Below are 22566 nucleotides of genomic sequence, written 5' to 3' on the forward strand. Positions count from 1 at the left end.
TCAAAGGGTAACCAATAATGCCGCGCTCTGCCAAATAAGCAGTCAAATTAACAATTTGTTACCGGACAGGCGAAAAAAAAGGCCCCGTAAGGGACCTTTTTCATACTGTCGTTAACGCGGCAAAATTACAGAACGTCGACTGCGTTCAGCTCTTTAAATGCCTGCTCCAGACGAACGATCATTGATGACTGGGATGCGCGCAGCCAGACACGTGGATCGTAGTATTTTTTGTTTGGCTTGTCTGCGCCTTCCGGGTTACCCAGCTGGGCCTGCAGATAGCCTTCGTTCTTTTTGTAGTACTGCAGGATACCGTCCCAGGTTGCCCATTGGGTATCGGTATCGATGTTCATTTTGATCACGCCGTAGCTGATTGACTCTTCGATTTCTGCAGCAGAAGAACCGGAACCACCGTGGAAGACGAAATCCAGCGAGTTGTGTGGCAGGTTATGTTTCTTGCTCACATAGTCCTGAGAATCACGCAGGATGGTCGGAGTCAGCTTAACGTTGCCTGGCTTGTACACGCCGTGCACGTTACCGAATGACGCAGCGATAGTGAAGCGCGGGCTGATGGCATTCAGTTTTTCGTAAGCGTAATCAACGTCTTCTGGCTGAGTATACAGTGCAGAAGCGTCCATGTGGCTGTTGTCCACGCCGTCTTCTTCGCCACCGGTGCAACCCAGTTCGATTTCCAACGTCATGTTGATCTTAGCCATACGGGCCAGATAGGTGCTGCAGATCTCGATGTTTTCTTCCAGTGACTCTTCTGACAGGTCGATCATGTGAGAAGAGAACAGTGGCTTACCGGTTTTCTCGAAGTGAGCTTCACCCGCGTCCAGCAGACCGTCGATCCATGGCAGCAGTTTTTTCGCGCAGTGGTCAGTGTGCAGGATAACCGGCACGCCGTAATGTTCTGCCATCTGATGCACGTGGTGCGCGCCAGAGATTGCGCCCAGGATTGCTGCAGCCTGTGGCTTGTCTGATTTCAGACCTTTACCGGCGATGAAGCCTGCGCCACCGTTAGAGAACTGAATGATGACCGGGGCTTTAACTTTAGCAGCGGTTTCCAGAACGGCGTTGATAGAGTCGGTGCCGACGCAGTTAACGGCTGGCAGAGCGAATTTGTTTTCTTTCGCTACTTTGAAGATCTTCTGCACGTCGTCGCCGGTGACAACGCCTGGTTTTACGAAATCAAAAATTTTAGACATGTTTTTTGTCCTGTTTCGTCGGTCGTATTAAGAGATTCGGAACCCGTCAAACGGGTAAATCATTCTGGCGGGAAGCAACTTCCCGCCCCAGTAATTACTGTTTTGCACGCGCTTCAAGCATGGCGACTGCTGGCAGTGTTTTGCCTTCCACGAACTCCAGGAAAGCACCGCCGCCGGTAGAGATATAAGAGATCTTATCTTCGATACCGAACAGATCGATGGCCGCCAGCGTATCACCGCCACCTGCGATAGAGAATGCGTCGCTGTCTGCAATCGCATTAGCAATGATTTCAGTGCCTTTGCGGAAGTTCGGGAATTCGAACACGCCAACCGGACCGTTCCACAGGATAGTTTTGGCTTCTTTCAAGATCTTAGCCATTGCCAGTGCGGTTTCATCGCCGAAGTCCATGATCTCTTCATCATCTTTCACTTCGCTGACTTTTTTCACGGTAGACGGTGCAGTTTCAGAGAATTCCGTGCCTACGCGGGAGTCGGTAGGAACCGGGATTTTAAATTCGTCACGCAGTTTTTTCGCCGCATCAACAAAATCAGGCTCATACAGAGACTTACCGACGTTGTTATCAATCGCCACGAAGGTGTTGGCAATGCCGCCGCCGACAATCACGGTGTCCGCGATTTTTACCAGCGAGTTCAGCACGTCAAACTTGGTAGAGACTTTAGAACCGCCAACCACCGCCACCATTGGGCGCTCTGGCGATTTCAACGCTTTACCCAGCGCGTCCAGTTCGTTAGCCAGCAGTGGGCCAGCACACGCGATTGGGGCAAATTTGCCGACGCCGTGGGTAGACGCCTGCGCGCGGTGTGCGGTACCGAAGGCATCCATCACGTAGATGTCGCACAGGGCGGCATATTTTTTAGAGAGGGCTTCGTCGTCTTTCTTTTCGCCTTTGTTAAAGCGAACGTTTTCCAGAACGACCAGCTCACCTTCGGCAATGTCCAGGCCGTCAAGGTAGTCTTTCGCCAGGCGAACAGGAGAAGAGAGTTTGTCTTTCAGATAGTTAACAACTGGCAGGAGGGAAAACTCCTCGTTGTATTCACCTTCAGTCGGGCGACCAAGATGGGAGGTAACCATCACTTTCGCGCCCTGCTTCAACGCCGCTTCGATGGTCGGCAATGAGGCACGGATACGTGCATCCGACGTCACTTTCCCTTCTTTCACTGGCACGTTCAAATCAGAACGAATAAGTACGCGTTTGCCAGCAAGATCCAGATCGGTCATCTTAATTACAGACATGGTGAATCCTCTCGTTGATTCTCTAAGTTTTGACAGGCGCAAACCGCGCCCTACCTGAAACCGGTTGCGGCCATCGCTAACGTTGTGTCGATCATTCGGTTAGCAAAGCCCCACTCGTTGTCGCACCAGACAAGTGTCTTGATCAGGTGCTGACCGCTGACCCGCGTCTGCGTGCCGTCCACTATGGCACTGTGCGGATCGTGGTTAAAATCTATGGAGACTAACGGTAATTCCGTATAGTCAACTATACCACTAAATGCCCCTTCTGACGCGTTTCGCAACAAGGCATTAACCTCGCACGCCTGCACCGCCTCCCTCACGCTGACGCTCAAATCAATCGCCGTCACGTTTATTGTAGGGACACGTACCGCTATCGCCTCAAAACGGTCGTTAAATTTAGGAAAAATACGGGTAATGCCGGCGGCAAGACGCGTATCGACCGGAATAATCGACTGGCTGGCTGCGCGCGTGCGTCGCAGGTCGGGATGGTACGCATCTATCACCTGCTGATCGTGCATGGCTGAGTGGATAGTGGTCACGGTGCCCGACTCGATGGTGAAGGCATCATCCAGCAGTTTAATCACCGGAATAATACAGTTGGTGGTGCAGGAAGCGTTGGAGACGATCAGGTGGTCCGGTTGCAGCTCTTTCTCATTCACACCGAAAACCACGGTGGCATCCAGGTCGTTTCCGCCAGGATGGGAGAACAGCACTTTTTTCGCGCCGGCGGCCAGATGGGCTTCGCCATCTGCACGACTGCCATACACGCCGGTACAATCCAGCACCACATCGACATTCAGCTCCTGCCACGGCAGATCGCTGATTTCCGCACGATGCAGCAGACGAATGGTATCTTCGCCGACCCACAGCAGATCCCGCTCCTGGCGGACATCCCAGGCAAATCGCCCGTGGCTGGTATCGTACTTCAGTAAATGCGCCATTCCCGCCGCGTCAGCCAGCTCATTGATGGCCACCACGGTGATCTCTGCACGACGCCCGGTTTCATAAAGAGCACGCAACACGTTGCGCCCGATGCGACCAAAACCGTTTATGGCAATGCGAACCGTCATATCACTCCTGCATCCGAATTCGGTGTAAAACTGGAGCGTTAGCCTGAGCCAGACGTTCAAATTTGTACAGGGAATTCTTGCATCAGAAAAACTGTACTAAGCCCGTATATCTTCAGCAACTACGCAAACTGAAACGGTTCAGCGAGAATAATAGAATGGAGGAATAATAGGAATGACGAGGATCAATTGCTGCGACAATCTTTAGATCTAAGTCACAGATTTAGAAAATTCCACGGCCGGGGATGACGGCGGAAAAGTGAAAACGGGGCGGAAGCAATCCCGCCCCGCTGGGCTTACAGCAGTTCTTTCGCTTTAGCGACCACGTTATCCACGGTGAAGCCAAACATTTCAAACAGCTGCTCTGCAGGCGCTGACTCACCAAAGGTGGTCATACCGACGATTGCACCGTTCAGACCGGTGTATTTGAACCAGTAATCTGCGATACCGGCTTCAATCGCCACACGGGCGCTGACCGCTTTCGGCAGAACCGCTTCACGGTATGCGGCATCCTGTTTGTCGAAGGCATCGGTAGACGGCATCGACACCACGCGCGCCTTACGGCCTTCGGAGGTCAGCTTGTCATACGCGCCCACCGCCAGTTCAACTTCTGAACCGGTGGCGATCAGGATGATTTCCGGCTGACCATCACAGTCTTTCAGCACGTAACCACCGCGAGCCACATTGGCCAGCTGCTCAGCCGTACGATCCTGCTGCGCCAGGTTCTGACGGGAGAAGATCAGTGCCGTTGGGCCGTCGAAGCGCTCGATAGCGTATTTCCAGGCAACCGCAGACTCAACCTGGTCACATGGACGCCACAGGCTCATGTTCGGGGTGACGCGCAGGCTGGCCATCTGCTCAACCGGCTGATGCGTAGGACCGTCTTCGCCCAGACCGATGGAGTCGTGGGTATAGACCATCACCTGACGGATTTTCATCAGTGCAGCCATACGCGCAGCGTTACGCGCATATTCAACAAACATCAGGAAGGTCGCGGTGTATGGCAGGAAGCCGCCGTGCAGCGTGATGCCGTTAGCGATGGCGGTCATACCGAATTCACGCACACCGTAATGGATGTAGTTACCGGCCAGATCCTCATTGATTGGCTTAGAACCAGACCACATGGTCAGGTTGCTTGGCGCCAGGTCAGCCGAGCCGCCCAGGTATTCTGGCAGCAGTTTACCGAAGGCTTCCAGCGTGTTCTGCGACGCTTTACGGCTGGCGATTTTTGCTGGGTTAGCCTGCAGCTGTTCGATGAACTTCTGCGACTCAGCCTGCCAGTTAGCCGGCAGCTCGTTGCCCATACGGCGTTTGAATTCTGCCGCCAGCTCCGGGTGCGCTTTAGCGTAGGCCGCGAACTTCTCGTTCCAGCGGGCTTCTTTCGCCTGACCGGCTTCTTTCGCATCCCACTGCGCGTAGATATCCTGTGGGATTTCGAACGGCGCGTGGCTCCAGCCCAACTGCTTACGGGTCAGTGCCACTTCGTCATCACCCAGCGGTGCGCCGTGTGAATCGTGGGTACCGGCTTTGTTTGGTGAACCAAAACCAATCACGGTTTTGCACATCAACAGGGAAGGCTTGTCGCTAACCGCTTTCGCTTCTTCAACTGCTTGCTTGATTGCGGCTGCATCGTGACCGTCAACACCGCGCACCACGTGCCAGCCGTAAGCTTCGAAACGCTTGGCGGTGTCGTCAGTGAACCAACCGTCAATGTGACCGTCGATTGAGATACCGTTGTCATCATAGAAGGCAACCAGTTTGCCCAGCTTCAGCGTACCGGCCAGCGAGCACACTTCGTGGGAGATACCTTCCATCATGCAGCCGTCACCCATGAACACATAGGTGTTATGGTCAACAACATCGTGACCCGGACGGTTGAACTGCGCCGCCATCGTGCGCTCGGCAATGGCCATACCTACGGCGTTAGCCACGCCCTGACCCAGTGGGCCGGTAGTGGTTTCCACGCCTGCGGTGTAACCGAATTCCGGGTGACCTGGAGTTTTAGAGTGCAGCTGACGGAAGTTTGCCAGCTCAGCAATCGGCAGATCGTAGCCGGTGAGGTGCAACAGGCTGTAGATCAGCATGGAGCCGTGACCGTTCGACAGCACGAAGCGGTCGCGATCGGCCCACAGTGGGTTGGTAGGGTTATGGTTCAGAAATTCACGCCACAGCACTTCGGCGATATCTGCCATGCCCATCGGGGCGCCAGGGTGGCCAGATTTGGCTTTTTGTACCGCATCCATACTTAATGCGCGAATGGCGTTAGCAAGCTCTTTACGAGAAGACATGTTCTACTCCAGGTCGGATTAAACGCTTCGCCGTCCTTAACCTATTTTAATCAATGAGTTATCAGGCAAAGTTGTAAAAGTCGACCCTCAATGTACATGAAAGACGGGTCTGCTGTACATGGCGAAACGTGCAAAATAGCAGGCGTAAACTTGCGGTTTGTGGCTATAACCACTATGCATTCGTAGATGCGCACGTTATAACGCTCTCTTTATAAGCAGCGTTTTTTTCTGCCGGTTTGGCAGGTACTTGTTTTTATTACCTTGTTACTGATGGATGAAATAATATGAAATTACCCCTCTCTTTCGTTTCTCTGGGACTGATTACCGCACTTTCTGGTTGTCAGGGAGTAGACAGCAATGCGCTGATGCAGTCTGGTGCGCAGGCCTATCAGGCCGCCACCATTAGCGATGAACAGGTCAAAGAACTCAGCGTGAAATCCTGTGCGCAGATGGATAGCGAAGCGCAAATTGCGCCCGACTCCAGCCCGTATGCGCAGCGCCTGGCGAAAATCTCCGCCGCACTGGGTGACAACATCAACGGCACGCCTGCCAACTACAAGGTGTACATCACCAAAGACGTCAATGCCTGGGCGATGGCGAACGGCTGTATCCGCGTTTACAGCGGATTGATGGATATGATGACCGACAATGAAGTCGAGGGTGTGCTGGGCCATGAAATGGGCCACGTGGCATTAGGCCATAGCCGTCGCGCGATGCAGGTTGCCTACAGCACCACCGCTGCCCGTACCGCCATGGGTTCCGTGGGCGGCATCGCCGGTACGCTGTCCCAGTCGCAGCTTGCAGACCTGGGTGAGAAACTGGTTAACGCGCAGTTCTCGCAGAAGCAGGAATCGCAGGCAGATGATTACTCTTTCGACCTGATGAAAAAGCGCAACATCGATCCTAACGGCCTGGTCACCAGCTTCGAAAAACTGGCGAAACTGGAAAGCAGCCATCAAAGCTCGATGTTTGACTCCCACCCGGCTTCCGAAGCGCGCGCTCAGCACATCAAAGAGCGTATCGCTGCCGGTAAATAACCGCGTGTTGCCATAAAAAAAGGGCGCCCTTATCCGGCGCCCTTCTCATTTCTGCTGATGAAACTAGCCTTTGTTAACGGCCTGAACATGCAGCATATCCAGCGCCAGCGTGGCGGCAGCCAGAGCGGTCAGGTCGGACTGGTCATAGCCCGGTGCGACTTCCACCAGATCCATCCCGACGATGTTCAGCCCCTGCAGACCGCGCACCAGCTTGGTGGCTTTATCGGTGGTCAGACCGCCGATCACCGGCGTGCCGGTGCCTGGCGCATGCGCCGGATCGAGGCAGTCGATATCGAAGGTCAGATAAACCGGCATATCGCCAACGATCTGCTTCACCTGAGCGAGGATGTCATCAACACTGCGCTCGTTAACCTGCGCCGCGTCCAGCACGTTGAAGCCCAGTGAGGCATCAAACTCGGTACGGATACCGATCTGCACCGAGTGTGCCGGATCGATCAGGCCTTCCTTCGGCGCATGGTGGAACATGGTGCCGTGATCGAAGGTCGGGCCGTTGGAATAGGTATCGGTATGGGCATCAAAATGCACCAGCGCCATCTTACCGAAGTATTTAGCATGAGCGCGCAGCAGCGGCAGCGTCACGTAGTGATCGCCACCGAAGGTCAGCATACGCTTGCCGTTGGCCAGCAGCTTCTCGGCATGCGCCTGCAGCTTGTCGGTCAGATCCTGAGAATCGCCAAAGGCGTACACCAGGTCACCGCAGTCGATCACCTTTAAACGCTGACGCAGATCGAAGTTCCACGGCCAGCGGCAGCCTTCCCACGCCAGGTTAGTGGAGATCTGACGGATCGCGCCAGGGCCCAGGCGGCTGCCAGGACGACCGGAGGTCGCGGCATCGAAAGGAATACCGGTGATCACCCACTCAGCGTCGCTGTCGTAAGGCTGGAAGTTGACCGGAAAACGCATAAAACCAAAGGCGTTTGACACCAGCGAGTTGTCGTACTGGTTGCCCAGGGTGTTATTCATACCAAATCCTCTTTAACTGTGAAGCCGGACCAGGCCAGCTTTCGGCTGAAACAGAGATAAAAAAAATCCCCACCGCGTCGTTAAACCCGACGAGGAAGGGATTTTGCGGAGAATTGCCACGCCCGCCATCGGCGTGGTCAACTCGTCCAGCAGGTGAAGATTATTCGTCTTCCAGATAAGTGTAGCCGTACAAGCCAGATTCGAACTCTTCGAGGAACTGCGCGCGCAGCTCTTCGTCCAGATCGCTCTCTTTAAGCTGGTTGCGGAAGTGCGTCAGCAGCTCCTGCGGATCCAGCTGCACGTATTCCAGCATGTCTGCAACGGTGTCGCCTTCGTCAGACAGATGCACGTCAACGCGGCCATCGGCATAGGCAAACACATCCACCGCTTCGGTATCGCCGAACAGGTTGTGCATGTTGCCGAGGATTTCCTGGTAAGCGCCGACCATAAAGAAGCCGAGCATCGGAGGATTATCCACATCGTACTGCGGCATCGGCATGGTGGTGGCAATGCCATCGCCATCAACATAGTGATCGATGGTGCCATCGGAGTCACAGGTGATGTCCAGCAGCACCGCGCGACGTTCAGGCGACTTGTTCAGCCCTTCCAGCGGCAGCACCGGGAACAGCTGATCGATACCCCAGGCATCCGGCATCGACTGGAACAGCGAGAAGTTGACGTAAATCTTGTCCGCCATACGCTCCTGCAGTTCGTCGATGATGGGACGGTGCGCGCGGTTGGTCGGGTCAAGATGCTGCTGAATATAGTGGCAGATGCTCAGATAAAGCTGCTCAGCCCAGGCGCGCTGCGTCAGGTCATAAGTGCCCTGCGAGTAGCCGGTATGAATATCAAACAGATCCATCTGACTGTCATGCAGCCATTCGCGCAGCGAGCGACGGTTGTTTGGCTGATGCATCTCCTGCCAGGTATCCCACATGCTGACAATCGGACGTGGCGAGTCCGCAGACGGCGTCTTTGGCTCACTGAATTCGTTACGCTCAACGCCGATGATGTTCGACACCAGCACGGTGTGGTGCGCCGTGACGGCGCGGCCAGACTCGGTGATCACCGTAGGGTGCGGCAGATTATGCTCTTCGCAGGCATCGCCGATCGCCCAGATCACGTTGTTGGCATATTCGTTCAGGCCGTAGTTAACGGAGCAGTCAGACTGCGAACGCGTTCCTTCATAGTCCACGCCCAAACCGCCACCGACATCGAAGCACTGAATGTTGACGCCGAGTTTAGCCAGCTCAACATAGAAACGGGCCGATTCACGCACGCCTGTGGCGATGTCGCGAATATTGGACATCTGAGAACCGAGGTGGAAATGCAGCAGCTGCAGGCTTTCCATCCGGCCAGCTTCACGCATGATATCGACCAGCTTAAGCACCTGCGTCGCCGACAGACCAAACTTGGATTTTTCGCCGCCGCTGGACTGCCATTTACCGGAGCCCTGAGACGCCAGACGCGCACGGATACCGAGACGCGGCACCACGTTCAGACGTTCCGCCTCTTCCAGCACCAGCTTCACTTCGGTCATTTTTTCCAGCACCAGATAGACCTTGTGGCCCATCTTTTCGCCGATCAGCGCCAGACGAATGTATTCACGGTCTTTATAGCCGTTACAAACAATCACCGAGCGGGTCTGACCGGCGTGTGCCAGTACCGCCATCAGCTCGGCTTTCGAACCGGCTTCCAGCCCCAGCGGTTCGCCGGAGTTGATCAGCGATTCGATAACGCGTTTGTGCTGGTTAACCTTAATCGGATAGACCAGGAAGTAATCGCCGCGATAGCCGTAAGATTCCCGCGCGCGTTTGAACGCGGCGTTAATCGAACGCAGACGGTGCTGCAGGATCTGCGGGAAGCAGAACAAGGCGGGCAGACGCTGGCCTTCGGCCTCGCGCTCTTTCACCAGCTTCGCCAGGTCGACCCGGGCTTCCGGGACGTCCGGATTCGGACAGACGCTGACGTGCCCTAACTCATTGACGTCGTAGTAGTTATTACCCCACCAGGCAATATTGTAGGTGCGCAGCATCTTGCTGGCTTCTTGATCGCTCATGGCCACCTCCTGCATAGAGCGGAGTCCACCTTGTTCGCCAGCTGACGAACCCTTCATTGTCTTAATGTCGTCAGACATTGCGAGCCTCAAATTTCAGTGATGCGGAACAGTTAACTACTATCGCAGGGATAACCCGCAACAACAAGCCATCGGCGAGCGGGATATTCAGCATAAAACGCTGAAAGGCCGCGCCAATCGGTCTCTCAAGTATAACATTATGCAATTCCTTAATGTGCGGAATGAGAAGCCTGTCATGAAAATGTTCCACTTTTTACCTGAGCTGAAAAAAGCTTTAAAGAAAAAAGGCTGGCAATCCGATTAATGAGTGACCTAAAATAGCCGTCCAGATGTTAATCCATCTAAATGGTTAACTTCTAAGCGTCACCTGTTATGTACTGCTCATGGCTTTGCCTGAGGGGGCGCTGGGAACCGAAGCCGGTGAGAACTGGCAAACAGTCTTTAGCGCTATGCAGTCGTTATCAACCCGTATTCAGTAAGGTAAAGAATTAATGGCCAAACACCTTTTCACTTCCGAGTCCGTCTCAGAAGGACATCCTGATAAAATCGCCGACCAGATTTCTGATGCTGTGCTCGATGCCATCCTCGAGCAGGATCCGAAAGCGCGTGTCGCGTGCGAAACGTATGTGAAAACCGGCATGGTGCTGGTCGGTGGTGAAATCACCACGTCGGCCTGGGTTGATATTGAAGAGATCACCCGTAACACCGTACGCGAAATCGGTTATGTCCATTCCGATATGGGCTTTGATGCCAACTCTTGTGCCGTACTGAACGCCATCGGCAAACAGTCACCTGATATCAACCAGGGCGTAGACCGCACCGATCCTCTGGAACAGGGTGCGGGCGACCAGGGTCTGATGTTTGGTTATGCCACTAACGAAACTGATGTGCTGATGCCTGCACCGGTGACCTATGCTCACCGTCTGGTTCAACGTCAGGCTGAAGTGCGTAAAAATGGCACCCTGCCATGGCTGCGCCCGGATGCAAAAAGCCAGATCACTTTCCAGTATGACGATGGCAAAATCGTCGGTATTGATGCCGTGGTTCTGTCTACTCAGCACGCTGAAGATATCTCGCTGAAAGATCTGCAGGAAGCGGTGATGGAAGAGATCATCAAGCCGGTTCTGCCAGCAGAGTGGATCAACGCCAGCACCAAATACCACATTAACCCGACGGGCCGTTTCGTCATCGGTGGCCCAATGGGCGACTGTGGTCTGACGGGTCGTAAAATCATCGTTGATACCTACGGCGGCATGGCGCGTCACGGCGGCGGTGCGTTCTCCGGTAAGGATCCGTCTAAGGTTGACCGTTCAGCGGCATATGCAGCACGCTATGTGGCGAAAAACATCGTTGCGGCTGGCCTGGCTGACCGTTGTGAGATTCAGGTTTCCTACGCGATTGGTGTGGCTGAACCGACTTCCATCATGGTGGAAACCTTCGGTACTGAGAAAGTCTCTACCGAGCAGCTGACGCTGCTGGTGCGCGAGTTCTTCGACCTGCGTCCATACGGTCTGATTCAGATGCTGGACCTGCTGCACCCGATGTATCGCGAGACCGCGGCATACGGTCACTTCGGTCGTGAACATTTCCCTTGGGAAAAAACCGACAAGGCTGCACAGCTGCGTGAAGCTGCTGGCCTGAAGTAAGCACCAGCTTGCAGGACACAGGGCACCCGGTGGGTGCCCTTTTTGCTGTCTGACGCTGGCGGAATGGCCATCGCTGTCTACACTTTTTTTGGCTTCAGACGCGTTGATTGTTAACGGTTACACTCAGAAATATTTACCAATATCTGATAATTAAGAATTAACTCTCTTAACAACCTGTAGCCTAATGCGCTATTTTCAGCGCTGTCTGATAGAAGGGCACTCGGGAACTAAGTGAAACTATTTACTACTATGACTAACTGGTTATAAAGCGTAAGCGCGCGTGAAAATGCTGCATTTAGGAATGATCTGGTGTGTAACCGATTACACCAATGTGATCTGCAGCACAGTCTTGTGGGCCAAGGTTTTCTAACATTTATAACAACAATAAGCAGTACCACTTTAATGGAGGCGTTATGCCTGATAATAAGAAAAAGAGCAGGACATCAAACAAGGCGATGACCTTCTTTGTTTGTTTCCTCGCAGCACTGGCCGGCCTGCTGTTTGGTCTGGATATCGGCGTTATCGCCGGTGCCCTGCCATTCATCGCGAAAGATTTTAACGTTACCGCACATCAGCAGGAGTGGATCGTCAGCTCAATGATGTTTGGTGCCGCCGTCGGTGCCGTCGGTAGCGGCTGGATGTCTTCCCGCCTGGGCCGTAAAAAAAGCCTGATGATCGGTGCCATTCTGTTTGTGATTGGCTCGCTGTGGTCAGCGATGTCATCCAACCCGGAAATGCTGATCTTCGCCCGCGTTCTGCTGGGTCTGGCCGTTGGCGTTGCCTCCTATACCGCGCCGCTGTACCTCTCTGAGATCGCACCAGAGAAGATTCGCGGCAGTATGATTTCCCTGTACCAGCTGATGATCACCATCGGTATTCTGGGTGCGTATCTGTCTGATACCGCGTTCAGCTACACCGGCGAATGGCGTTGGATGCTGGGCGTGATCACCATCCCGGCCGCGCTGCTGCTGGTTGGCGTTTGCTTCCTGCCTAACAGCCCACGCTGGCTGGCCGCCAAAGGCGATTTCCGTACCGCTCAGCGCGTACTGGACCGTCTGCGTGACACCAGCGAGCAAGCGAAACGCGAGCTGGACGAAATTCGTGAAAGCCTGAAGATCAAACAATCCGGCTGGAGCCTGTTTAAAGGCAACAGCAACTTCCGTCGCGCGGTATACCTGGGCGTGCTTCTGCAGATCATGCAGCAGTTCACCGGGATGAACGTCATCATGTATTACGCGCCGAAGATTTTTGAAATTGCGGGCTTCACCAACACCACCGAGCAGATGTGGGGCACGGTGATTGTGGGTCTGGTTAACGTACTGGCGACCTTTATTGCTATCGGTCTGGTTGACCGCTGGGGCCGTAAGCCAACGCTGAAACTGGGCTTCCTGGTGATGGCGGTCGGTATGGGTATCCTCGGCACCATGCTGCACGTGGGCATCCACTCTTCAACCGGTCAGTACTTCGCTATCGCCATGCTGCTGATGTTTATCATCGGTTTTGCGATGAGTGCCGGTCCGTTGATCTGGGTTCTGTGTTCTGAAATTCAGCCGCTGAAAGGCCGCGATTTCGGTATCACCGTGTCTACGGCAACCAACTGGATTGCCAACATGATTGTCGGCGCGACCTTCCTGACCATGCTCAACACCCTGGGCAACGCGAACACCTTCTGGGTTTACGCCGGTCTGAACGTGCTGTTTATCATTCTGACCATCGTGCTGATCCCGGAAACCAAAGGTATTTCGCTGGAACACATTGAACGTAACCTGTTGGGCGGCAAGAAGCTGCGCGATATCGGTCATCGTGACTAAGACTCTCTGGCCGGGGAAACCCGGCCAGCTTTATTGAATTCCCCCCTGCCACATCGTATTCTCTGCCGTATGAAATCCCTCAGACTTCCCATTGCCCTGCAACAAGCCGTGATGCGCTCACTGCGTGAAAAATTGCAGCTGGCAAACCATCGCCTGGAACGCAGCTACCCTGAACCCAAGTTGGTCTACCAACAACGCGGCACGGCAGCGGGCACCGCGTGGCTGCAACACTGGGAGATCCGCCTGAATCCGGTGCTGTTACTGGAAAATCAGCAGGCGTTTATTGATGAAGTGGTGCCGCATGAACTGGCGCATCTGCTGGTGTGGAAACACTTTGGCCGGGTCGCGCCGCACGGCAAAGAGTGGAAGTGGATGATGGAAAGCATTCTGGATGTGCCGGCGCAGCGCACCCATAAGTTTGAGATTGAATCGGTGCGCAGTCGCTCTTTCCCCTACCGTTGTGGCTGTCAGCAGCATCAGCTGACGGTACGCCGCCATAACCGTGTCGTCAGGGGCGAAAGCGAGTATCGATGCGTCCGCTGCGGCGATCGCCTCTCTCCCGGCGAGTTCCAACAATCCGAAAAATCGTCCTGATGGCCAATTATTCAGCAATAACTCGCTGATTTTCTGGCACTGATTTCCCGAAGCGAATCGCATCTGTTACTCTCGCCGCCTCGTTTATCAGGCCAGGCCCGCAACATGCTTCGCAAAATTTTTTACTGCTTGTCACTCTCCCTGTTTTTACCGACTTTTTTCGCTCACGGCCTCAGCCTGGATAACTATCACCAGAACAGCTTTGGTCAGGCCAAAGAATATGCGGCTCAAATCAACGCCGATGCGCCAGGATCGTTCTATTGCGGCTGTAAAATCCACTGGAAAGGGAAAAAAGGCGTGCCTGACCTCGCCTCCTGTGGCTATCAGGTGCGTAAAAATGCCAACCGGGCGAAACGCATCGAGTGGGAACACGTGGTGCCGGCCTGGACGTTCGGCCACCAGCGTCAGTGCTGGCAAAATGGCGGCCGCAAACAGTGCGCGAAAGATGCCGGTTACCGCCAGATCGAGACCGATCTGCACAACCTTCAGCCTTCGATCGGCGAAGTGAATGGCGACCGTGGAAACTTTATGTACAGCCAGTGGAATGGCGGCGAGCGCCAGTATGGTCAGTGTGAAATGAAGATCGATTTCAAAAACAAACAGGCCGAGCCCCCTGCGCGTGCGCGCGGCGCCATTGCCCGCACCTGGTTCTATATGCGCGATCGCTATCAGATCGACATGTCCAGGCAGCAAACCCAGCTGATGACCGTCTGGAACAAGCAGTATCCGGTCACTTCATGGGAGTGCGAACGGGACAATCGCATCGCGCGCGTACAGGGCAACCACAATCCCTATGTACAGCAAGCTTGCCAGCGGTAAAATCACTGACCTAAACTAGAGCCCATCTTCAGGCCGGATCTGTTTTCCGGCCGCTAACATTTATCAGGATTTCCATGCGTATACCCCGCATTTTTCATCCCGAATTGCTTACCGCGGGCAGCGAGATTGCTCTCTGCGACGAGGCCGCGACCCATGTCGGCCGCGTGTTGCGAATGGGTGCCGGACAGGCCCTGGAATTGTTCGATGGCAGTAATCTGACTTTTGCCGCTGAGATCGTGCAGGCCGACAAAAAAAGCGTCCGCGTTTCCCTCGGCGAAAGCCGCGAAGATAGCCGTGAATCCCCGCTTCACCTGCATTTAGGCCAGGTGATGTCGCGTGGTGAGAAGATGGAGTTCACCATTCAGAAGGCGGTAGAACTTGGGGTAAATGTGATCACCCCCTTGTTTTCTGAGCGCTGTGGCGTAAAGCTTGATGCTGAGCGGCTGGCGAAAAAACACCAGCAATGGCAAAAAATTGTGATTGCTGCCTGTGAACAGTGCGGCAGAAACAGCGTGCCTGAGGTGCGTGAAGCGATGATGCTGGAGCGCTGGAGTGCTGAGCAGGACGATGGCCTAAAGCTGAACCTGCATCCCCGCGCCAGCCAGAGCATCAATACTCTGCCGCTGCCCGTTGAACGGGTACGCCTGCTGATTGGCCCGGAAGGCGGCTTAACCGCTGATGAAATCAGCATGACAGCACAATATGGCTTTACAGATATTCTGTTAGGCCCAAGAGTGCTCAGAACAGAAACGACGGCCCTGACGGCGATTACCGCCCTGCAGGTCCGGTTTGGCGATTTGGGCTAACCCATCCGCAAAAAAAAGAGCTCACTGGAGAAGCAATAATGATTAAGCTTGGCATTGTGATGGACCCGATTACCTCCATCAATATTAAAAAAGACAGCAGCTTCGCCATGTTGCTGGAAGCACAGCGCCGTGGGTACGAAATTCATTACATGGAAATGAACGATCTCTACCTGCGTGGCGGCGAAGCGCGTGCGCGCACCCGCACCCTGAGCGTGGAGCAGAACTACGACAAGTGGTTCGACTTCGGCAGCGAGCAGGACATCGCGCTGGCCGATCTGAACGTGGTATTAATGCGCAAGGATCCACCGTTCGATACCGAATTCATCTACGCCACCTACATTCTTGAACGTGCAGAGGAAAAAGGCACGCTCATCGTCAACAAGCCGCAGAGCCTGCGCGACTGTAACGAAAAGCTGTTCACCGCCTGGTTTGCCGAGCTGACGCCGGACACGCTGGTGACGCGCAGTGCGCAGAAGATCCGCGAATTCTGGCAGGAGCATGGCGACATCATTCTTAAGCCGCTGGACGGCATGGGCGGCGCGTCAATTTTCCGCATCAAGAAAGAAGACCCGAATCTGTCAGTGATCATTGAAACCCTGACCGAGCACGGCAACTTCTACTGCATGGCGCAAAACTACATCCCGGCGATCACCGAAGGCGATAAGCGCGTGCTGGTTGTCGATGGCGAGCCGGTGCCTTACTGCCTGGCGCGTATTCCAAAGTCCGGCGAAACCCGTGGCAATCTGGCGGCCGGTGGCCGTGGCGAAGCCCGCCCGCTGACCGAAAGCGACTGGGAAATTGCCCGTCGCGTTGGCCCAACGCTGAAAGCCAAAGGACTGATTTTTGTCGGTCTGGACATTATTGGCGACAAGCTGACCGAAATTAACGTGACCAGCCCAACCTGCATCCGTGAGATCGAGGCAGCATTCCCGGTTTCAATTACTGGTATGCTGATGGACGCGATTGAAAAGCGTCTGGCCTGACAGATCGAATGGGGTCAACGGGCCCCTTTATTAACCCGTTAATTACGCCCGGGGCGCCAGCCCTGGGCGGTTAACCCTACTACAGAATCCTGATATGAATTTACAGCATCATTTTTTGATTGCGATGCCCACGCTGCAAGACCCGTTGTTTAAGCGCTCGGTGGTTTACATCTGCGAGCACAATGATGATGGGGCAATGGGCGTGATTGTGAATAAGCCAATGGACAATCTGACCGTTGACGGCATTCTCAAGAAGCTAAAAATCAGCCCTACCCCACGCGAAGCCGAGGTCAAACTCGACAAGCCGGTCTTTTCTGGCGGCCCGCTGGCGGAAGATCGGGGGTTTATCCTGCATTCAGCCCAGCGTACCTTTGCCTCCAGCATTCGTGTTTCTGACAACACGGTGATCACCACCTCCCGTGACGTGCTGGAAACGTTGGGAACCCCGGAGCAGCCAAAAGACGTGCTGGTCGCGTTGGGTTATTGCGCCTGGGAAAAAGACCAGCTGGAAAGTGAGCTGCTGGAAAATGCCTGGCTCACCACCCCGGCTAACAGCAATATCCTGTTCAAAACCCCGATCGCTGAACGCTGGCGTGAAGCGGCAAAAAGCATCGGCGTGGATATTCACAATATCGCCAGCGATGCAGGTCACGCCTGATGAGCCATATGACCTTGCTTGCGTTTGATTTTGGTACCAAAAGCATCGGCGTCGCGATCGGCCAACAGTTAACCGGCACCGCCAGGCCGTTGGCGGCATTGAAGGCCCAGGACGGCACGCCGGACTGGAACAAGATTGAAGCGTTGCTGAAAGAGTGGGAACCCGATCGCGTGGTGGTTGGACTGCCGCTGAACATGGACGGCACCGAGCAACCGCTGACGGCCCGGGCACGTAAGTTTGCCAACCGCATTCATGGCCGTTTTGGCGTGCAGGTTGACCTTCATGACGAGCGCCTGAGCACGGTAGAAGCCCGCGCCGAGCTGTTCGAGCGCGGGGGTTTTCGTGCCCTGAGTAAAGGCAGCGTCGACTCCCTTTCCGCCGTGATCATCCTCGAAAGCTGGTTTGAAAACAGCTGGTCCTGAGGTCGCACAATCCACCCTAATCCCCTGCCAGCTGGAGCAGCATTCCCGCTTGTTGCCTCTGTTTGAGGCACTGAGAAAAGGTTTGCATGCCGACCTGCGATCCCGTTTCCTGTAATCCGCCAAGCTGATGGGTTTTGCCCTCACGGATCAGGTTCGCGACCGCTGGCGTATTGACCAGCACTTCGAACAGTGCGATGCGGCCCTCGCCTTCCGGCTCCAGCCGTTGCGCGATCACCGCTTTCAGGCTCCCGGCCAGCTGGCTGCGGATCAGGTTTTTCTCCGCTCCCGGAAACACATCTACCAGCCGATCCACGGCCTGCGTTGCGCCTCGCGTATGCAGCGTTGCCAGCACCAGATGCCCGGTTTCCGCGGCGGTTAATGCCTGCTGAATGGTATCGCCGTCGCGCAGTTCGCCCAGCAGGATGACATCGGGATCTTCACGCAGCGCGCTGCGCAACCCTTCGCTGAACGACGCGCAATGCGTGCCTATTTCGCGCTGCTGGATCAGCGAGCGTTGGCTGTGATGCAGAAACTCGATGGGATCTTCCAGCGTCAGAATATGCCGCGCCTGCTGTTGGTTGATGGCGGCAATCATTGACGCCAGCGTGGTGGACTTTCCGCTGCCGGTTGCCCCGGTGACCAGCACCAGCCCGGCCTGCAGCTGAAGCAGCGAGCGGGTAATTTCCGGCAGCTTTAGCGCGGCCATATCCGGGCTTTCGCTTGCGATCGCTCGCAACGCCAGCGACAGCCCCTGCCGCTGGCGGAACAGGTTGGCACGCAGCCGTGTTCCGTCCGCCATGGTCAGGGCAAAATCCAGCTGCCCGGCCTGTGCGAATGCCGCCTGCTGGGCGTCGGTCAGCCAGTGCCGCGCATGGCTTTCCAGCATCGTGCTGGTGACCACCGGTAAAGCGCCGATCGGCTCAAGTTGGCCGCAACGGCGCCAGAATGGAGAATGACCACTGCAAAGGTGCAGATCCGAGGCGTTATGCTTTACACTAAGGGCCACCATGTCCTCAATATCCATATAATACTCCCTGACTATGACCTCGATTCAGCACAACCTACAGCAAGTCCGCGAGCGAATCTCCGCGGCAGCCGCAAAGTGCGGGCGCGATCCGGCAGAGATTACTTTGCTTGCAGTCAGCAAAACAAAACCCCAGAGCGCGGTCGAAGAAGCTATTGCTGCGGGCCAGCGGTGTTTTGGTGAAAACTACGTGCAGGAAGGCGTGGATAAGATCCTGGCGCTGGGGAATTCCGCCCTGGAGTGGCACTTTATTGGTCCGCTGCAATCCAACAAGAGCCGACTGGTGGCGGAGAACTTTGGCTGGTGCCACACCGTGGACCGGCTGAAAATTGCCACCCGGCTTAACGAACAGCGTCCGGCTGATTTGCCGTCGCTGAATGTGCTGATTCAGATAAACATCAGTGACGAAAACAGTAAATCTGGCATCATGCTGGAGGCTCTGAGCGAACTGGCAAAAGAGATCGCCCTGCTGCCGCGCTTAACGCTGCGTGGCCTGATGGCCATTCCGGCACCCGAAGCGGAGTATGCGCGGCAGTTAGCGGTGTGCCAGCAGATGGCAGAGGCGTTTAACGCACTGAAAAAAGACTATCCCGCTGTCGATACGCTTTCTCTGGGAATGAGCGACGATATGGATGCTGCAATCGCGGCAGGCAGTACCATGGTGCGCATTGGCACCGCTATTTTTGGCGCGCGTGATTACAGCGCCGCTCACAACAATAACTGAGGAACCCCATGCTGACGTTGACTTTCCTGGTCAAAACCCTGATCGATCTGTACGTAATGGTGCTGTTATTACGTATCTGGATGCAGTGGTCACGAGCCGATTTCTATAACCCGCTGGCGCAGTTTGTCGTTAAAATTACCCAACCGGTGGTGAAACCGTTGCGACGGATCCTGCCCTCCATTGGCCCGGTAGATACCGCGTCACTGTTGCTGGCGTTTGTGCTGACGACGCTGAAATACCCGATTTTGTTGCTGATTCAGGTGGGTGCCTTCTCGGTTGACCCGATGAATCTGCTGGTGGGTCTGTTATCGCTGCTGAAGTCAGCGGGCAACCTGGTGTTCTGGGTGATCATCATCCGTTCACTGATGAGCTGGATCAGCCAGGGCCGTGGCCCGGTGGATCAGGTGCTGATCCAACTGACCGAGCCGCTGATGTCCCCTATACGCCGGATATTGCCCGCGATGGGCGGTATCGACTTCTCGGCCATGGTAGTGATTTTGATCCTCTATATGCTGAACTACCTGGGCATGGACCTGTTCCCTGGCCTCTGGTATCTGCTGTAACCTGAAAATTCTGGACCTGATATGCAAAAAGTAGTGCTCGCCACCGGCAACCCCGGCAAAGTTCGTGAAATGGCTGATTTACTGGCCGCCTTTGGCCTCGACATTGTGGCGCAAACCGAACTGGGCGTGGAGTCAGCTGAAGAGACTGGCCTGACGTTTATTGAAAACGCCATCCTGAAAGCGCGTCATGCGGCGGCGATAACCGGCCTGCCGGCAATTGCCGATGACTCCGGGCTGGCGGTCGATGCGCTGGGCGGCGCACCGGGCATTTACTCGGCGCGCTATGCCGGGGAAGACGCCAGCGATCGGCAGAACCTGCTGAAGCTGTTGGCGGCGCTGGAAAACGTGCCTGACGATAAGCGTCAGGCGCAGTTCCATTGCGTGCTGGTTTATCTGCGCCACGCAGAAGACCCGACGCCACTGGTGTTTCATGGCAGCTGGCAGGGTGAAATCACCCGCAGCGCCGTGGGCGAAGGCGGCTTCGGCTATGACCCGATCTTCTTTGTTCCAGAGCTGGGTAAAACCGCCGGTGAGATGACCAAAGCCGAGAAGCACGCGGTTTCCCATCGTGGCAAAGCCATGACGCTGCTGCTGGAAGCGATGCGCAATGCGTAAGCTGCCACCACTCAGTCTGTATATCCATATTCCCTGGTGCGTGCAGAAGTGCCCCTACTGCGACTTCAATTCGCACGCGCTTAAAGGGGACGTGCCGCACCAGGAGTATGTGCAGCACCTGCTGGCGGATCTGGATGCCGATCTTCACCTGACCTCCGGGCGCGAAGTCAGCACCATTTTCATCGGCGGCGGTACGCCCAGTTTGTTAAGCAGTGAAGCCATGCAGATGTTGCTGGATGGCGTTCGCGCCCGCCTGCCCCTTTCTGCCACGGCGGAAATTACCATGGAAGCCAATCCCGGTGCCGTGGAAGCAGACCGCTTCAGCGGCTACCAGCGCGCCGGAATCAACCGCATCTCAATTGGGGTGCAGAGTTTCAGCGCGCAGAAACTGGAGCGTTTGGGACGCATTCACGGCCCGGAAGAGGCAAAGCGTGCGGCTCAACTGGCAACAGATTTGAATCTGCGCAGCTTTAACCTCGATTTGATGCACGGATTGCCGGATCAGTCCCTTGAAGAGGCGCTGGACGATTTACGCCAGGCGATTGCGCTGAACCCACCGCATCTGTCGTGGTATCAGCTGACTATCGAACCCAACACGCTGTTTGCCTCACGTCCGCCAAAACTGCCGGATGACGACGCGCTGTGGGATATCTTCGAACAGGGCGATCGGCTGCTGACGGCGGCAGGTTACGTGCAGTACGAAACCTCGGCCTATGCCAAACCGGGTTATCGCTGTGAGCACAACCTCAACTACTGGCGCTTTGGTGACTACTTAGGGATTGGCTGTGGCGCACACGGCAAGCTGACCCAGACCGACGGTCGCATTATCCGCACCACCAAAACCCGTCCTCCACGCGGGTTTATGGCCGGAAAGTATCTCGACCGTCAGCAAGACGTCAGCGACAGCGACAAGCCGTTCGAATTCTTTATGAACCGCTTCCGGTTGCTGGAAGCGGCGCCACGTGCCGAATATCCGCTGTATACCGGCCTCGATGAGAGCAGCATCCGCCCGCAAATCGATCGCGCCCTCAGCGAAGGCTATCTGACGGAAACGGCGGAAAGCTGGCAGGTGACGGAAAAAGGGAAGCTGTTCCTCAACTCACTGCTTGAGCTGTTCCTTGCAGAAGAAGAGACGCCATAAAAACAAAACGCCTGATGAACTTCATCAGGCGTTTTTTTATCGTGCACGGTTGGGCTTACTTAAGGCCGGCAATCATCGCCTGGCGCTGATCTTCCAGCACCGTCACCCGGTTACAGACTTCATGACCGAAGTTCTGGAAATCCTGCTCCTGCCCTTTCCACTCGTCCTGTAACGACTGCTGTAAACCGCCGAGATTGCCCATCAGCGCCTGCAGCGGATTCCCGCCGTTACCGGCCTGCTTGCTGCCCATCTCGTTCAGGCTGTCCTGCACCACGCCGCCCATCGCACTCTGCACCAGCGCCTCGCCATCTTTGCGCACCTGATCGATGGCCTGATGATGGAAGGTCAGCCCATCGCTGCGATGCTCAATAATCCGGTTCATCTGCTGTTTCAGCTGCGTATCCAGCGAGGTCAGACGGTTACGCACGTTGCTGTCCTGCCCGAGCTTTTCAACAATCACTTTATCCAGCGCAACGCGGCCTTTTTCCAGACGCTGACGTGCACCCTGATCGATCCACGGCAAATCACGACGTAATGCGGTCTGGTAATCAATCGCTTTCTGGCGCGTGGCGGTGTCAACCGTGGCCGCTTTGCCGTTTTGCTGCACGTCGCCGGTTGGGGTGATCACCAGATTGCCGCTGGCACCCACCACTTGCACAGTCTGCGGGGAGATCACGATGTCATCCTGGGGTTTCACGCTACATTGATAGTCAGCCTGAGCCTGACCCGCTGCCAACAACAGCGCTGCCACCATCATCGCTTTACGCATTTTGCATTCTCCTGAGAAAGAAAAGGCCACGCATGCGTGGCCCCAACAAACATCCGTTTATCCCGACATCCTTTCAGA

The 22566-nt window shown here is 55.3% G+C and carries 22 protein-coding genes; 13 read left to right on the top strand and 9 right to left on the bottom strand.

The window, feature by feature from the left end; genetic code table 11:
• Nucleotides 1-125: 125 nt before the first annotated feature.
• From fbaA to tkt, 4 genes are all read right to left on the bottom strand, one after another.
• Nucleotides 126-1205: a class II fructose-bisphosphate aldolase gene (gene fbaA / locus E2F51_RS02785; protein WP_013203671.1), complete on the bottom strand. Its 1080-nt coding sequence runs from the start codon at nt 1203-1205 to the stop codon at nt 126-128.
• A 94-nt stretch (nt 1206-1299) separates the two neighbouring features.
• Nucleotides 1300-2460 (bottom strand): phosphoglycerate kinase, encoded by a 1161-nt coding sequence (gene pgk / locus E2F51_RS02790; protein ID WP_013203672.1) that lies wholly within the window; start codon nt 2458-2460, stop codon nt 1300-1302.
• Nucleotides 2461-2510: 50 nt separating this feature from the next.
• Nucleotides 2511-3530 (bottom strand): erythrose-4-phosphate dehydrogenase, encoded by a 1020-nt coding sequence (gene epd / locus E2F51_RS02795; RefSeq protein ID WP_013203673.1) that lies wholly within the window; start codon nt 3528-3530, stop codon nt 2511-2513.
• A 293-nt stretch (nt 3531-3823) separates the two neighbouring features.
• Nucleotides 3824-5815, bottom strand: coding sequence for a transketolase (tkt, locus tag E2F51_RS02800; protein WP_134822679.1), 1992 nt, complete (start codon nt 5813-5815; stop codon nt 3824-3826).
• A gap of 284 nt (nt 5816-6099) precedes the next feature.
• On the opposite strand from tkt, the gene E2F51_RS02805 reads away from it, so the two are divergent.
• The gene (locus E2F51_RS02805; RefSeq protein WP_134822680.1) at nt 6100-6852 is read left to right on the top strand and encodes a M48 family metallopeptidase; all 753 of its coding nucleotides are present in this window, start codon (nt 6100-6102) and stop codon (nt 6850-6852) included.
• Nucleotides 6853-6915: 63 nt separating this feature from the next.
• Here E2F51_RS02805 and speB read toward each other — a convergent pair whose 3' ends face one another.
• The 3 genes from speB to E2F51_RS24270 all read right to left on the bottom strand — a co-directional run bounded on the left by speB (nt 6916) and on the right by E2F51_RS24270 (nt 10067).
• Nucleotides 6916-7836 (bottom strand): agmatinase, encoded by a 921-nt coding sequence (speB, locus tag E2F51_RS02810; RefSeq protein ID WP_134822681.1) that lies wholly within the window; start codon nt 7834-7836, stop codon nt 6916-6918.
• 160 nt (nt 7837-7996) lie between these two features.
• Nucleotides 7997-9973: a biosynthetic arginine decarboxylase gene (speA, locus tag E2F51_RS02815; RefSeq protein WP_134822682.1), complete on the bottom strand. Its 1977-nt coding sequence runs from the start codon at nt 9971-9973 to the stop codon at nt 7997-7999.
• Nucleotides 9966-10067, bottom strand: coding sequence for a virulence promoting factor (locus E2F51_RS24270; RefSeq protein WP_225309839.1), 102 nt, complete (start codon nt 10065-10067; stop codon nt 9966-9968). Before E2F51_RS24270 ends, speA begins: the two co-directional genes overlap by 8 nt.
• Nucleotides 10068-10404: 337 nt before the next feature.
• Between E2F51_RS24270 and metK the strand changes: the two genes are divergently transcribed.
• From metK to ruvX, 8 genes are all read left to right on the top strand, one after another.
• A complete protein-coding gene (metK, locus tag E2F51_RS02830; RefSeq protein WP_013203678.1) occupies nt 10405-11559 on the top strand; it encodes a methionine adenosyltransferase in 1155 nt (384 codons plus the stop codon).
• Between the two features lie 413 nt (nt 11560-11972).
• Nucleotides 11973-13370 carry a sugar porter family MFS transporter gene (locus E2F51_RS02835; protein WP_013203679.1) on the top strand — a complete coding sequence of 466 codons (1398 nt, stop codon included), beginning with the start codon at nt 11973-11975 and terminating at the stop codon, nt 13368-13370.
• A gap of 69 nt (nt 13371-13439) precedes the next feature.
• A complete protein-coding gene (locus E2F51_RS02840) occupies nt 13440-13964 on the top strand; it encodes a SprT family zinc-dependent metalloprotease (protein WP_013203680.1) in 525 nt (174 codons plus the stop codon).
• A gap of 105 nt (nt 13965-14069) precedes the next feature.
• Nucleotides 14070-14783, top strand: coding sequence for a deoxyribonuclease I (endA, locus tag E2F51_RS02845; RefSeq protein WP_134822683.1), 714 nt, complete (start codon nt 14070-14072; stop codon nt 14781-14783).
• Between the two features lie 74 nt (nt 14784-14857).
• A complete protein-coding gene (rsmE, locus tag E2F51_RS02850; protein ID WP_134822684.1) occupies nt 14858-15589 on the top strand; it encodes a 16S rRNA (uracil(1498)-N(3))-methyltransferase in 732 nt (243 codons plus the stop codon).
• A 38-nt stretch (nt 15590-15627) separates the two neighbouring features.
• Nucleotides 15628-16572: a glutathione synthase gene (gene gshB, locus E2F51_RS02855; RefSeq protein ID WP_013203683.1), complete on the top strand. Its 945-nt coding sequence runs from the start codon at nt 15628-15630 to the stop codon at nt 16570-16572.
• Nucleotides 16573-16666: 94 nt separating this feature from the next.
• Entirely contained in the window at nt 16667-17230 is a 564-nt protein-coding gene (locus E2F51_RS02860; RefSeq protein ID WP_013203684.1) for a YqgE/AlgH family protein, read from the top strand.
• Nucleotides 17230-17652 (top strand): Holliday junction resolvase RuvX, encoded by a 423-nt coding sequence (gene ruvX / locus E2F51_RS02865; protein WP_013203685.1) that lies wholly within the window; start codon nt 17230-17232, stop codon nt 17650-17652. The genes E2F51_RS02860 and ruvX overlap by 1 nt, the downstream gene beginning before the upstream one ends.
• A gap of 16 nt (nt 17653-17668) precedes the next feature.
• On the opposite strand, the gene E2F51_RS02870 is transcribed toward ruvX, so the two are convergent.
• Nucleotides 17669-18676 carry a type IV pilus twitching motility protein PilT gene (locus E2F51_RS02870; RefSeq protein ID WP_134822685.1) on the bottom strand — a complete coding sequence of 336 codons (1008 nt, stop codon included), beginning with the start codon at nt 18674-18676 and terminating at the stop codon, nt 17669-17671.
• A 16-nt stretch (nt 18677-18692) separates the two neighbouring features.
• On the opposite strand from E2F51_RS02870, the gene E2F51_RS02875 reads away from it, so the two are divergent.
• The 4 genes from E2F51_RS02875 to hemW are packed head-to-tail and all read left to right on the top strand — an operon-like array spanning nt 18693 to nt 21719.
• Nucleotides 18693-19400, top strand: coding sequence for a YggS family pyridoxal phosphate-dependent enzyme (locus E2F51_RS02875; protein WP_105760125.1), 708 nt, complete (start codon nt 18693-18695; stop codon nt 19398-19400).
• Nucleotides 19401-19408: 8 nt separating this feature from the next.
• Nucleotides 19409-19963 carry a YggT family protein gene (locus tag E2F51_RS02880; protein ID WP_013203688.1) on the top strand — a complete coding sequence of 185 codons (555 nt, stop codon included), beginning with the start codon at nt 19409-19411 and terminating at the stop codon, nt 19961-19963.
• 21 nt (nt 19964-19984) lie between these two features.
• The gene (locus E2F51_RS02885; RefSeq protein WP_134822686.1) at nt 19985-20578 is read left to right on the top strand and encodes an XTP/dITP diphosphatase; all 594 of its coding nucleotides are present in this window, start codon (nt 19985-19987) and stop codon (nt 20576-20578) included.
• Complete coding sequence (gene hemW, locus E2F51_RS02890) at nt 20571-21719, top strand: radical SAM family heme chaperone HemW (RefSeq protein ID WP_134822687.1); 1149 nt, start codon at nt 20571-20573, stop codon at nt 21717-21719. Before E2F51_RS02885 ends, hemW begins: the two co-directional genes overlap by 8 nt.
• A 55-nt stretch (nt 21720-21774) precedes the next feature.
• Here hemW and E2F51_RS02895 read toward each other — a convergent pair whose 3' ends face one another.
• Nucleotides 21775-22488: a DUF2884 domain-containing protein gene (locus tag E2F51_RS02895; protein WP_013203691.1), complete on the bottom strand. Its 714-nt coding sequence runs from the start codon at nt 22486-22488 to the stop codon at nt 21775-21777.
• Nucleotides 22489-22566: the final 78 nt, after the last annotated feature.

Source organism: Erwinia sp. QL-Z3 (assembly GCF_004551645.1).
In the GTDB taxonomy this organism is placed as follows: domain Bacteria; phylum Pseudomonadota; class Gammaproteobacteria; order Enterobacterales; family Enterobacteriaceae; genus Erwinia; species Erwinia billingiae.